Annotated in this window: 12 protein-coding genes, 1 pseudogene and 1 riboswitch; of the genes and pseudogenes, 2 read left to right on the forward strand and 11 right to left on the reverse strand. The window is 40.2% G+C overall.

What is annotated here, in order from left to right; all coding sequences use genetic code 11:
* Positions 1-276 precede the first annotated feature (276 nt).
* The 6 genes from A2U94_RS08235 to A2U94_RS08260 form a co-directional block, all read right to left on the reverse strand.
* A complete protein-coding gene (locus A2U94_RS08235; RefSeq protein ID WP_025910370.1) occupies positions 277-1,281 on the reverse strand; it encodes an ABC transporter substrate-binding protein in 1,005 nt (334 codons plus the stop codon).
* Entirely contained in the window at positions 1,278-2,030 is a 753-nt protein-coding gene (locus A2U94_RS08240) for an ABC transporter permease (RefSeq protein WP_025910369.1), read from the reverse strand. The genes A2U94_RS08235 and A2U94_RS08240 overlap by 4 nt, the downstream gene beginning before the upstream one ends.
* The gene (locus A2U94_RS08245; protein ID WP_025910368.1) at positions 2,027-2,791 is read right to left on the reverse strand and encodes an ABC transporter ATP-binding protein; all 765 of its coding nucleotides are present in this window, start codon (positions 2,789-2,791) and stop codon (positions 2,027-2,029) included. The genes A2U94_RS08240 and A2U94_RS08245 overlap by 4 nt, the downstream gene beginning before the upstream one ends.
* Positions 2,784-3,455: a thiaminase II gene (tenA, locus tag A2U94_RS08250; RefSeq protein WP_025910367.1), complete on the reverse strand. Its 672-nt coding sequence runs from the start codon at positions 3,453-3,455 to the stop codon at positions 2,784-2,786. Before tenA ends, A2U94_RS08245 begins: the two co-directional genes overlap by 8 nt.
* Positions 3,455-4,732 (reverse strand): acetylornithine deacetylase, encoded by a 1,278-nt coding sequence (locus tag A2U94_RS08255; protein ID WP_025910366.1) that lies wholly within the window; start codon positions 4,730-4,732, stop codon positions 3,455-3,457. The genes tenA and A2U94_RS08255 overlap by 1 nt, the downstream gene beginning before the upstream one ends.
* Before the next feature lie 107 nt (positions 4,733-4,839).
* Positions 4,840-4,942, reverse strand: a riboswitch (TPP riboswitch).
* Between the two features lie 306 nt (positions 4,943-5,248).
* Positions 5,249-5,902: an HAD family hydrolase gene (locus tag A2U94_RS08260; protein WP_035320926.1), complete on the reverse strand. Its 654-nt coding sequence runs from the start codon at positions 5,900-5,902 to the stop codon at positions 5,249-5,251.
* Between the two features lie 313 nt (positions 5,903-6,215).
* Between A2U94_RS08260 and A2U94_RS08265 the strand changes: the two are divergent.
* Positions 6,216-6,716, forward strand: a pseudogene (locus tag A2U94_RS08265) (cytochrome P450); the annotation flags it as partial.
* Between the two features lie 18 nt (positions 6,717-6,734).
* Here A2U94_RS08265 and A2U94_RS08270 read toward each other — a convergent pair.
* Together A2U94_RS08270 and A2U94_RS08275 are read right to left on the reverse strand one after the other, a co-directional pair.
* Positions 6,735-7,505, reverse strand: a complete 771-nt coding sequence (locus A2U94_RS08270; protein WP_025910363.1) for a class I SAM-dependent methyltransferase — start codon at positions 7,503-7,505, stop codon at positions 6,735-6,737.
* A gap of 33 nt (positions 7,506-7,538) precedes the next feature.
* Positions 7,539-8,669: an AbrB family transcriptional regulator gene (locus A2U94_RS08275; RefSeq protein ID WP_025910362.1), complete on the reverse strand. Its 1,131-nt coding sequence runs from the start codon at positions 8,667-8,669 to the stop codon at positions 7,539-7,541.
* Positions 8,670-8,870: 201 nt separating this feature from the next.
* Between A2U94_RS08275 and A2U94_RS08280 the strand changes: the two genes are divergently transcribed.
* Positions 8,871-9,743, forward strand: a complete 873-nt coding sequence (locus A2U94_RS08280) for a LysR family transcriptional regulator (protein WP_062954508.1) — start codon at positions 8,871-8,873, stop codon at positions 9,741-9,743.
* Between the two features lie 35 nt (positions 9,744-9,778).
* Here the strand turns inward: A2U94_RS08280 and A2U94_RS08285 are convergent, their stop codons facing one another.
* Genes A2U94_RS08285 through A2U94_RS08295 form a run of 3 tightly spaced genes read right to left on the reverse strand, consistent with a single transcriptional unit; the run spans position 9,779 to position 13,053 of the window.
* Positions 9,779-10,729 carry a tripartite tricarboxylate transporter substrate binding protein gene (locus A2U94_RS08285; protein WP_035320925.1) on the reverse strand — a complete coding sequence of 317 codons (951 nt, stop codon included), beginning with the start codon at positions 10,727-10,729 and terminating at the stop codon, positions 9,779-9,781.
* A 15-nt stretch (positions 10,730-10,744) separates the two neighbouring features.
* Positions 10,745-11,419 carry a response regulator gene (locus tag A2U94_RS08290; protein WP_025910359.1) on the reverse strand — a complete coding sequence of 225 codons (675 nt, stop codon included), beginning with the start codon at positions 11,417-11,419 and terminating at the stop codon, positions 10,745-10,747.
* Positions 11,420-11,463: 44 nt separating this feature from the next.
* Entirely contained in the window at positions 11,464-13,053 is a 1,590-nt protein-coding gene (locus A2U94_RS08295; RefSeq protein ID WP_025910358.1) for an ATP-binding protein, read from the reverse strand.
* Between the last annotated feature and the right edge of the window lie 29 nt (positions 13,054-13,082).

Genomic DNA, 13,082 nt, shown 5'->3' on the forward strand with positions numbered 1-13,082 from the left:
AAAAACGAAAAAGAGTTTGGGACATAACAAAATGATGGCTTCTAAAAGACGAACACTAGCTGTTCCCATCTCTTTGGTTTGTATCAACACGTTCGTTCCATTGCGCTACGGCCACTCGCTTTCCCGCAGGAGTCGAGTGACCTACGCTCCATTCCACCCTGTTTCCAACATTATTTTCACAATCAACCAAAAAAACCTGAACGATTAAAAGTTATGAACTCTCAATCGTTCAGGTATAGTAAGGACTGAACTACTTATGTCTCAGTCTCTTTTTTATTAGTTTGTCAAATCTATAAACATATCCTCTGGCTTGGGTTCTTTTTTAATTAAACTAGAATCCTTTAACCACTTCGCTGTTTCTTCCCAAGACTTATTTGTCTGACTTCCAAAGCCTTTAGCTGACTCCATCTTTGGAAGTAAGATATCCAAACTTTGTTTTTCTACTCCTTCCACTAGTGGAAAATTCGCTTTGTCTTGATTGCTTAATAGAATATCAAGAGCTTCATCCGGATGTTCATTCATGAATTCATAGCCCTTTGTTGCCGCTTTCCAAAAAGCACGAATTGATTCTTCATCTTTTTCCCATGTATGATCACTTGTTACGGCTACTAGCTCGTAATAATTGGGAACACCATAATCGGTTGGATTAAAATAGCGTGTATCATATCCTTTGTCTTTTAAAACAGGAACTTCATGGTTAATATAAGCCCCGATTACCGCGTCGACTTTTTTGGTTACAACTGAAGACCCTAATTCAAAGCCTACGTCAGCCATTTTTACCTTGTCCGGATTCCCTCCGTCCGTTTTGATCATCTTTTTCAGCAGAGCTTCATTTAAAGGAATTCCCGTATAGCCTACCGTCTTGCCTTCTAAATCTTTTGGGCGTTTAACAGGACTTTCGTCTAAAAACACAACGTGATTTAACGGAGAACGGACAATAGCTCCTACTGACTTCACCGGAACGTTTTCGTTGGCTCTTGCCATTACGACATCTGGCTGATAGTAAAAACCTAACGTGACTTTACCCGTAGCCGCTAGATTTAACGGGTCGGTTGGGTTGGCAGGATATTGAATATCTACCTTTACACCTTCTTCTTCAAAATAACCTTTTTCTTGTGCTACGTATAAAAAGCTATGTACAGCGTTTGGATACCAATCGAGCATCACCGTTACTTCCTTTAAATCTTTTTTATTAATTGATGAGCTTGTAGCGTCTTTCCCACAAGCTGCCGTTACTACTACTAAAAGCAGCAGTGATAAACTAACTAGCCATTTTTTCATTTAAATTTCCTCCACTTCAGTGATTTACGTTCAATCCATGTAATGCCAATAAAAGAGATGATGCCGATAAGGGATAACACAACGATTGGAGCGAATACACCAGCCCCATCAAACTGTGTCATCATCCGTCGACTGAAATAACCTAAACCGGCTTGTGCACCGAGCCATTCACCGATCGCAGCGCCAATAACGCTTAAGGTTACCGCTACTTTTAAACCTGAATAAAAATGAGGTAAAGCGGCTGGAACACTTAGCTTCATAAAAAGATCTCGTTTAGTCGCTCCCATCGTTTTTAAAAGTTCAACGTGTTCACGTCTCGTTGAGCGAAGACCATCAAACGTGTTAACGGTAATGGGGAAAAACGTAATTAAGACCGTTACAACTACTTTGCTCCAGATTGAATAGCCAAACCAAAGTACAAAAATAGGCGCTAGCGCTATGATTGGAATGGTTTGCGAAGCTACTAACATAGGATAGATAGCCCGCTCAATGGTTTTGTTGTTATTCATCCAAATCGCAACCACCACGCCTACAACAATTGAAATGGCTAAACCTATTAAAATAATCCGTAGCGTTGAAGGTAAATGTTCAATGAACAGCACATCTTTTAGCTCCCATATTCTCACGCACACCTCAACTGGAGATGGTAAAATAAAGGGCATCGCCACAACATAAGCGATAACCTGCCAAATAAGCAGCAACATGAGCGTTAAAATAATAGATGAACTCCACTCTTTTACCTTCTTCATGCATCCACCTTCATTCTGAGCTCTTCCATCAATTGATGCTTTAGCTTTACAATCTCTGGTCGATCTATATCCTGCAGAGACCTTGGCCTTTCAAGAGGTACCTTGACCTGCTGAAATTCCTTTAAAGGCTGCTTATCAAAGATAAAGATTCGATCTGATAAAAACAGCGCTTCCTGTACATCATGGGTGATAAACAAAATGGTTTGCTTACGCTTTTGCCACTGTTCAAGCAGCCACTCCTGCATGGATAGACGAGTAATGGCATCCAAGGCACTAAACGGTTCATCTAGCAAAAGTACGTTTGACCCGCTTAGCACGCTACGAAGAAACGAAACCCGCTGCTTCATTCCTCCTGATAAATTGGCAGGAAATCGATGTTCATACCCTTCTAACCCAAATTCACTTAGCAGCTCTTTTACTTGTGTATATGCTTTTCCCTTCGCTACTCCTTTTAACTCTAAAGGTAAAGCAGCGTTATCTAGAATCGTCCTCCAAGGTAAAAGAAGATCTTCTTGGGGCATGTATCCCACATGACCCAATCTACTATGATGCTGCTGACCATTAATTAAAATCCTTCCCGTCTGCTCTATCTCTAACCCGGTAATGAGTCGAAAAAGCGTGCTCTTTCCTGAACCGCTTGCACCAACAATGCTGACAAACTCTCCTTCTTTAATATCAAAATTAAGAGATTCTAAGATTGCTCCTTTGCTTTCTTCATATGAGAAAGTCACCTTTTCAAACTCCAAAGCTTTTTTATACATGAACAGGCCACATCGCTTTTTCATAAGCCATATCCCAGAATAAGTATTCAAAGCGCGTCGTATTAATAAAGATTTCTTCTAGCTTGTTAAGCTCTGCTTCTGATTTTCCTTCTGCTAGCTGATCCATTAGATCGATGCACCAAGTCGCAAGCTCACCAAATTCAGCTGAGCTGTACATGTGAATCCACTCACTATAAAGCTCATGAGCTGCTCCAGGCTGAGTGGAAAGCTCTTTGCCAATTTCCCAATAGCTCCACATGCACGGGAGCAGTGCGGCAACAAGCTCAGCTAGCGTTCCGTTTTGAGAAACGTGAAGCATATAGTGCGTGTAAGCAAGCGTTGTTGGCGCGGGCTCTGCTGTTTCTAGTTCTTCAGGAGTAATTAAAAAACGTTTTGCATATTGTCTATGTAGCTCCATCTCTTCGTTGATCGTTGAATGTAATAACGCTGCAAATTTCCCCATCGTTTGAACATCTGTTGCTTTTACTGCTCCAAGTGCAAATAGCTTTGCATAATCAATTAAATACACGTAATCTTGTACCATATAAAAGCGAAACTTCTCTTGCTCTAACGTCCCTTCTCCCATCCCCTTTACAAAGGGATGCTCATGCGTTTGCTTCCAAATAGGCTTTACTTTTTCATATAAACGTTCACTGAATCTCATTAGGCACTCTCCTTTTTTGTATGTAGCCACTCATAAATAAACTGAACCATCACTTTCGTGTAATCGAGTAATTGATCAACGGACAGCTTTTCATTAACAGCGTGTGCTTCCGTTAATTCGCCTGGGCCATAAATAACTGTAGCTATACCTGCATCAGCTAGCCAGCCACCGTCCGTAACCGTTGGAGAAACGTTGACTTTCGCTTCTTTCATTGTCACTTCTCTATGAGCACTGACTAACGAGTGAACTGCTGGGTGATTTCTATCTACTTCAAATGCAGGGAAAATTTCACCTCTATCTTCAATCATTGATGTTCCTCCCCACTTAAACGTTGGGAGATTTTCTCTTAGCCACCGATCTGCTTTTGCAACCTGTAACAGATGGTCTTCTACTTCTTTCGCTACTTCTTCATACGATTCATTTGGATAATAATGAACGGTCACCCACAGCCTGCACTCATCTGCGATAAACGCTGCGTGGCGACCACCTTCAATAACCGCTGGATTTATTGTATTTGTTCCAGGCGGAAAGCCAGGGTAGCTTTTGACAACAGCCCAGTGGCGCTCTAACTCTTGTAGTGCACCAATTAATTTCATCATTTTTTCAATTGCACTGGCTCCCAACAAACCGCCGCCGGCATGAATCATTTGTCTTCTTGTGGCATCATGATATGTTTGCTTACTTTTCACAGTTATCCACCCGGTAATGACTCCACCTTGACCTTGGATTTGCAAATCACTTGTATCAACCACAACCGCAAAGTCTGCGCTATATCCTCGCTTGCAGCATTCAAGGGTACCTGCCTCTCCAACCTCTTCACCGATAACTGACTGAAACACTAAATCACCAGGAAACTCCACTCCAGCTTCACGTAGAAGCTTAATAGCAAACAGCGCACCAGCGAGTCCGCCTTTCATATCGGCAGCGCCTCTCCCCGTAATAAATTCTTCACCGCACCTCGCTTGAAACGGATCAGCATCCCATCCTTCGTCTTCGTTAACAGCTGCAACATCAATATGTCCATTAATAATCAAGCTCTGGTACCCACTTCGATTTGTTCCCTTTAATGTTCCAACAACGTTAGGATCATTTGGATACACGTCCCACATATCTGTTTCAAAACCATAGCTTTCCAACAGCCGCGCAATATAGCTCTGCGCTTCTTTTGTATTACGTGCAGGTGGTGCTGGTGTTTTGTAAGATATGAGCTTGGTCAAAAGTTCAATAAGCTCATCTCGTTTGTCATCTACTTGCTTTACTACATCCGTAATATTCATACCAATTCCCTCCTTCTAAACCACATAAAAAAGCGCTTCTTTTCATAGAAAAGAAGCGCTTGAATATACACATGTATCCCTCTTACATCACGTAAAAGTCATAGATGTAGCACACAATACCTCTTTCCTACGCTAGTATTACCTAGTTCAGGTTATAAGGGTTAAGACAAGCGTCTCTCTCAGCTTTGAAAAGCACCCCTAGTGGTTTGATAATGACTATTTTTTTGTAAAACTATCTGATTATTACCTCTATTAGTTGTACCACACTACCTTATATAGTTCAATACAATTTGCAGAATTCTAATTTGACCTTCAAAGCCACAATAGCGTTATGTTTAATTCTATCGGATGCCTACCAAGTATAGAAGACTAGGGACGAGCTATTCAGCTTAGAATCCCTCCTTTTCTATACTTACTTCTTTTGACAAGTTGGACAGTAATACAACCGCCTCGTATTCCGTTCCCAAAAATACACTTAGAACCATAGAAAGTGGAGCTAATGCTAGCTTCACTTTTTTAATGACTTACCTGTTCAATTACTTCTTGCAACGACTTCTCTTTCATAGAGGCAATGCGTAAGTGATACGTTTCAAACGTCAAATGTGCAGAGAGACGATTCGGCACAATTACACATTGTAAACCCGCAGCAATCGCAGCTTTTGCACCGTTGGCTGAGTCTTCAAAAGCAATGGCTTCAGAAGGTTTTACGCCTAGCTTTTCAACTGTTTGCTTATAAAGAGCTGGATCTGGCTTAACTTTTTCCACGTCGCCACGCGTTTGCATCACTTCGAAATGACCAAGGAGATCTAATTCCTTTAAAAACGACGTAACCCATGCACGGTCTGAACTGCTAGCTAAACCAATTTTCAGTCCTAATTCTTTCGCTTCTTTTAAATACTCAAGAACGCCTTCACGAGCTGCAAGCTGCTTCATTTTTTCTCGGTGACGCTTTAATGACTCTTTTGCAATTTCTTCCTTCGTTAATTCACGACCAAACTGCTCATATAAAAAGTCGTAAAGCGCTTTAGTATCCGTTCCTATATAAGACGCAAACTCTTCAATTTTCAAATGTACGCCACGAGGTTCTAGCATATCGCAGTATACTTCATACCAAACTGATTCTGTATCTACAATTAATCCATCAAAGTCAAACACAATTGCTTTAATCATCTTTCATACCGCCTTTATATCTCAATTCTAGTTAATATCCTATCACGTTCTTATGAGTAGGGCTACAAATGTATATTTCAGCTAGCACATCGACATATGGATATCATTTGCATTTTTTCATTTCTTTACGCTCAACTTTTCTATTTCAGTTGATGAGCAAACAATACCCCCTATATAATTAAGGTACATTTTGAACTATAGGTTCATTTTATCGAACTGTATGCACAAAAAGTTTAGAGAGCATTTACTCTTTTCCATCTCTATAGAAGGAGGAACGAACAATGAAACAAGAAGTAATTCCGGTAACTGAGATACCAAACTAACGCTGTTAGATCCACCTGATCACCGTAAAGCACGCTCTTTACTTTCTGCTGCTTTTACACCACGTAGCTTAAAGAACTGGGAGCCACGCATTCGTCAAATTGCTGCTAATCTTGTCAAAGACATCGAAGTGAATACAACTGTAGATATTGTCGAAGTTTTTGCATCGCCTTTACCTAGCTACGTGATTGCAGATTTATTCGGCGTACCGATTGAAGACCGTCACCAGTTCAAACATTGGATAGACGTATTATTTCAACCTTACGATAAAGAGCTCCTTCATGAACTCGAACAAGAAAAACAACAGGCAGCTAAAGAATATTTTGAATATCTCTATCCACTTGTCGTTCAAAAACGTTCAAATCTTGCAGATGACATTATTTCGGATTTAATTCAAGTCAATATAGATGGAGAAGGTTTCACAGACGAAGAAATTGTTCAAACAACCATGCTCTTACTTGGAGCTGGTGTTGAAACAACAAGCCACGCTCTCACAGGAGCACGGCTTCTCTTATTTTTTCGCAACAATTAAAACGGATTCTGCTTGAAACGATTGAATGCTTTTACCGTCTGTTTGAATATGAAAGAACGTTTTCAGTTCACTTGAAGCACGCAGCATCTTTTCTATGAGCTCTTGCTTATCGTTTAGCGGTACTTTCATCATTTCACACCAATCATCAAACAGAAATGTTTTTGGAAAGCGCGTCATTAGCTCAATTGTGAAGCCCGCTCCCTCTAACATTTTAAACCACTCTGTCTTTTTATAAGCACGCTTATGGCTAGGATCTCGCTTCTTTTCCACTTCGTTATAAAAAGTATCATATGCGTCGCTTTCTGGCGCCACGTTATCCACGACTATAAACGCTCCGTCTTTCTTTAATACCCGAGCTGATTCGTTAACAAAGCTTTGCACATCGGTAAAGTGATGAGGAGCGATTCGGCACGTTACGAGATTAAACGCTTCATCTAAAAACGGTAGTTTCTCTGCTTCACCCTGGACAAACGATACGTTCTCATGACCGTTACTTTTGATAAATTCTTCTGCATAAAGGAGCATTTGTGGAGTAAGATCAAAAGCTACTACCTCACCAAATAAACCGGCAAGCTTATTAGCTACGTGGCCTCCACCCGTTGCGATATCCAAGGCTTTTTCTCCGGCATAATCAGCCGCTACTTCTGTTAAGAAAGCTAAATCAGCTCCTTTGGAATGGCCTTTGCTTTTCACATAGTTTTTAGCATTGCTGCCAAATTGACTCACCACTAGCTCTTTTTCATGATTCATTTCCCACCACTACCTCTCTTCATAAGTCAGCTATTACCTTTCTTGAACCTTAGCATGAGCATGAACTTTCTGCTCCCCAACCTGATAGAACCATCTAAAGATTGGTGGTAATAGCAGCGAAACAATTAAAATACGAAATACTTGAACAGCTACAACAAACGGTGCATCTGCTCCTAGTACAACAGAAGTGGTCGCCATCTCCGCAACTCCTCCTGGAGCAAAAGCAAGTGCTGTTGTAATAAATGGTATGCCTCCAACCTCAGATACGATATATGCACATAGAAACATCGTACCAATTAACACAATTGTGCTAATAAAAGCCACTCCAATCGTTCGCTTCATACCCTGAAACATATCAGCGTGAAAACGTGAACCAATGCTTGTCGCAATGATTACTTGCGCAATAATTAAGACAAGATGTGGCCACCACGCTGTTAAGTTATAGCCTGCAATCGCTGAGCCTGCTACTTGCATGATGCCTACCGTCAGCATCCCTCCAACAAGCCACGGAGCCGGAAATTTGAAACGCTTGCCAATTAGGTATCCAATAAATGCTGCAAAGACTAATACAAATGTCCATGATACTGACTCTAAACTAAAAGAAAAAGCTGCCTTAGAGGGTGCTGCTACTGTTGCTTGTTCTCCTAACGATGAAACCAGAAGTGGAACCGTAAGCACAACAAGGAATACGCGCATAATTTGAACAACGCTTACCGTTGCAGTGTTTGCTCCCACCTCTTCTGCAATCCCTGGCATGGCACTTAGTCCACCAGGAGCTGTACTGAACAAGCTTGTTAACAAATCATTTGAGGTGAATTTAAAAAGAATAAACCCAGAGCCTAATGAAAATAAAATAGAGATTAATAAAATGATAGATACAGGAAGCCAATTATCTACAAATGTGCTGACAACCGTTAGATTAATTTGTTGCCCCAGCTCAATTGCTAGAATAAGCTGACCGATATACAGCCAAACCTTTGGCATTCCTTTAGAATTCGAAGGAACCTTCAAAAATTGAGGACGAGTAATTGCTAAAGTTGTTGCCACAATAAGTGTTCCAATCATCCAGCCGATTGACATTCCTAATGAAGACAATAACAGCCCGCCTAAAGCGCTTAGTATAATCAATAAAAGCGTAGATGAAAAAGATAATGTTGCTTTCATTTCAAATCCTTCTTTCTATTTTTGCTACGATTACTTTGTCAGTTAAAAAACAAAACAAGCGGTTTAAGTCCCCTTGCTCTTACGCATAAACTTTACGTTTTCTATCTATCTAAACTATAGTATACTTTTAGAGATAATTGAAATATCGGATTTGTATGTAGAAAGATAAAAAAAATTAATGCCTGAATAAAGGAGGAAGACATGGACGATCGCGATTGGCTCATTTTACAGCTTTTATACCAAGAGAAAAACATCACAAAAGCTGCAAAACTACTTTATATCTCACAACCAGCCCTGACGAACCGCCTGCAACAGATGGAAAAAGAATTTGGTGTACAGATTGTTAACCGTGGGCGCAGAGGTATCCACTTTACACCTCAAGGAGAATATTTAGCAAAATCTGCTGATAAAATGATTGCGCATCTCCAGCACATAAAAGACCACGTCTTAAATATGGGCGATAAATTAACAGGCACACTAAGGCTTGGCGTCTCGAATTTCTTCACAGATTATAAATTACCCGGACTCTTGCGTTTGTTTAAAGATAAGTATCCGGATGTTGAATTTAAAGTAACAACCGGCTGGAGCAGCGACGTTGTAAACCTCCTGCATCACCAAGATGTTCATATTGCTTTTGTAAAAGGTGATTATAACTGGCGCAACGAAAAGCGGCTTATCTTTGAAGAAACGGTGTGTATTGCTTCAAAGACACCGATCGAGCTAAACGATCTTCCGCGTCTACCTCGCATTGATTATCATCAAGACCGCTTTTTGAAAACAGCTGTCGACCATTGGTGGAGCGAAAATTTCAATCAGCCTCCAAGCGTCAGCATTCACGTAGATAAAGCAGATACATGTAAAAAGATGGTAGAAAACGACCTTGGTTACGCAATGCTTCCCCACATGCTAGTTGAAGATGTTGAAGGGCTTCACGTCATTCCGATGCAAAACGAAGATGGGACTGCTTTACTTCGAAAAACGTGGATGTACTTTCATGAGGAGTCACTTGAAATTAAAATTGTAAAAGCATTCATTGAGTTTATTGAAGAGATTGATTTGCATGATATTCATTAAACAAGTAAGAAGCTATATGAAGTCATATAGCTTTTTTACTTGCCGCTCATTAATTCTTCATATAGCTTACTTTGTCTTTCCAAAAACACAGAGGCACCGCTGCTGTTTTTATAAAAAGGATAAAAATCATTTTCTTTTAAAAGCTGTTTCCACGCCTTCGTATTGACCATTTTGTATATGGCTTGATTCCAGTAATCAATTTCTTCTTGCGTCATATTTGGTGGACCCATTAATCCTCTCCAATGGCTAAAAACAACGTCAATTCCTTCTTCTTTCCACGTTGGAACGTCATTAAATTCTGCTAAGCGCCGCGGAGCTGAAACGCCCAAAATCCGAACATCCCCTCGCTCATACGCATCCTTCGCTTCTGATAACGACATAGGAGCTACTTGAACTTCATTCTCTTGGAGCGCGTCCAGCACGCCATGGCTACTTCCATATACGTAAAAAGCTAAGCGAGACGTTTCAACTTTTGCTTTTTGCGCTGCTTGCACAAACGACAAATGATCATCATTACCTAACCGAGGGGATAATCCAATCTTTAATGGATGATGATTTTCTTTTAAAGCATCCATCAAGCTCTTCATTGTCATAATGGAGGAAGAGGCTGGAACAACGATGACTTCCCATTCGGTTGCCAAAATCGCAAGAGGCGTAAAGTTTTTATACGTTAGCTGACTTTGCCCCAGTAAATGATTCGTAATCAATAAGCTAGAGTTACCTGAAATGACGTTTCCCCCTTCAAGTTGCTGTACATAACGCCACGCTTCTTCTCCTTGACTTTGTGTTTTATTGACAACAGAAACAGGTACATCCATTACTTCTTGTTGTAACACGTGCTGCATGGTCCTAGCGGTTAAATCCGCTCCACCTCCAACCGCTCCTGGGGCTACTAATTCTATGTGATCAAAGTGCACATTTTGATCATGATTACTACAGCTCATTAACACAAGTATTATGCTTACTAAACTAATCCACTTCTTCATATAATTCATCCTGACCTATGTCAAATGATACTTTCGCTCTGGTCGACCAACAATGCCATAATCATACTGAACATGACATTCTTGCACAGATACTAAATATTCTAAGTAACGACGAGCCGTCGTTCGAGATACGCCCATCTTTTTGCCCATTTCTTCGATTGTAATACCTTCTGTGAGGCCTTTTAAAATAGCTTTCACCTGCTTTAACGTGATACCGTCAATTCCAGATGGTAAGACTTTTTCCACTGGCGACTGCTGCTTATCATAGCCAAAATACGAATTAACAAACGATTGGTCCACTTCATCTCGAGCTTGCAGCAAGCTTCTTTTTTTCTGGTACCCTTCAATTGCTTCAATGAATGACTCCATTTTTACAGGCTTAATCAAGTAATTAACAACACCATTTCGCAAACATCGCTCTAAAATATCCCTTTCAGTGGCAGCCGTCACCACAATGACATCTACTTCCGGAAATCGTTCTCGAATACGTGGTAATAAATCCGTTCCCATTTCATCAGGCATATAAATATCCAAAATAAGCAAATCGATAGGTTCTTGCTCGAGCATCTCTATCGCTTCTTTAGCATTTAAAGCTTTTCCTACCACTTTCACATTCTCTATTTCTTGTAAAAATCGTTCTTGAACCTGAGCGATTCGAAAATCATCCTCTGCAATGGCTACTTTTAACATGATGTCTCTCTCCTTTGTTTGATTTTCTCTCATCCCAATTGCGTCTACTTTTGCTTCGGTAGATAAACAGAGAATGTGGTACCTTCTTCTTCAGGATGAATGTCAATCCAACCTTGAAGCTCATCGATCATTTCTTTCACGTTTGAAAGCCCATATCCTCGGTTTTGTCCTTTCGTCGAAAATCCTTTTGAAAACAATTTATCAATTATTTCTTCTGAAATTCCACTTCCATTATCACTTACTTCAATAATGATGTCTTGACCAATATCGGTAATAAAAAACGATACTTTCTTGTCATCTTGCGTACTAACTGCATCAAAAGCATTATCAATTAGGTTTCCAATAATGATGATTAAGTGTGAGACATCAATATGCGAAGGTAGCTCTTTCAATAAGCTATCCTCTGCAATGGTAAACTCTACTTTCTTTTCAGACGCTTTGCCCATCTTACCTAATAGCACAGCTTGTACTTTAGCATCCAAAATTTGATGAAATAAAATTCGATTTTGCGTTTGGTGCGCATTGGACTCTTTTTGAATAAATTCAAAGGCCTCATCATACTCTCCTAGCTGTAGCAGTCCAGATAGCACATAAAGCTTGTTTGTGAATTCATGTGTTTGTGCCCGTAAGTCCTCAGAGTATCTCCGTACTTCTCCTAGCGTATGGATTAAATGATTCAGCTCTGTTTTATCGCGGAAACTTGCTACGACACCAACAATTTTGTCATTTTCAATAATGGGCAATAAGTTTAAAATAAAAAATTTATTACGAAAGCGAATCTCTTGATCATTTTGCGCTTGACCATCTACCAGCACCCGCATCATGTTTGTATAAGGGAATACTTCAATGATTGACTTTGGGGTATAGTTATCCTGCAAGCCGAGCATATGCCTCGCTGATGTATTCATCATCGTAATTCGACCTTTCGCATCAATGGCGATAATGCCTTCTTTTATCGATCGCAAAATTGCACTACGCTCCCGATACAAAGAAGCGATTTCGTTTGGCTCTAAGCCAAGAGTATCTTTTTTAATGCTTTTAGCGAGTAAGACTCCCCCAACGATTCCAAGAAGAAGGACGAGAAAAGCGTAAAAAATAATCTGTTGAATGCGCTTAATTAAATGAGCATGAACGTCTCGCTCTAGAAATTCTACGGTAACGACACCAATAATTTCACGGTATTTTCCTTGTTCGCTAATCACCGGAGCTTTCCCCATAATAGATAGACCCGAAGTTCCCATGCCTTCCAGCGTATAGTACCCTCCAAACATAAGCGCACGATAGTTGGAACTGGCATTGGTTTGACGGTCTGTTCTTTTCTCTTCGTCAGGCGAATAAATGGCTTTTTTTCGGTTTTCAACGATAATGGCTTCAGCACCAATTTGTTCACGTACTTGCTCTGCTAAAGGCTGAATGACCTTTGAAGGATTCTTGTCATTGAAAGCTTGTTTGACTTCTGGCATAAAGGAAATCGATTTGGCAGCCTGCAAAGCTAACTGTTCTGCTTGCTTTTTTGACTCCACTGCTTGCATATAAGAAAAGATACTAGCAAGTAATGTAACCACAAGTAGTACCAAACCAACAGTAAGGCCAACTGTTTTTGTTTCTAACGAAATGGAAATTGTTTTTTTCATTCTATTTTGACATCCTTCTTCTATTTGCA

Origin of the sequence: Bacillus sp. VT 712 (assembly GCF_001614195.1) — a bacterium.
GTDB classification, from domain to species: domain Bacteria; phylum Bacillota; class Bacilli; order Bacillales; family Bacillaceae_H; genus Priestia; species Priestia flexa.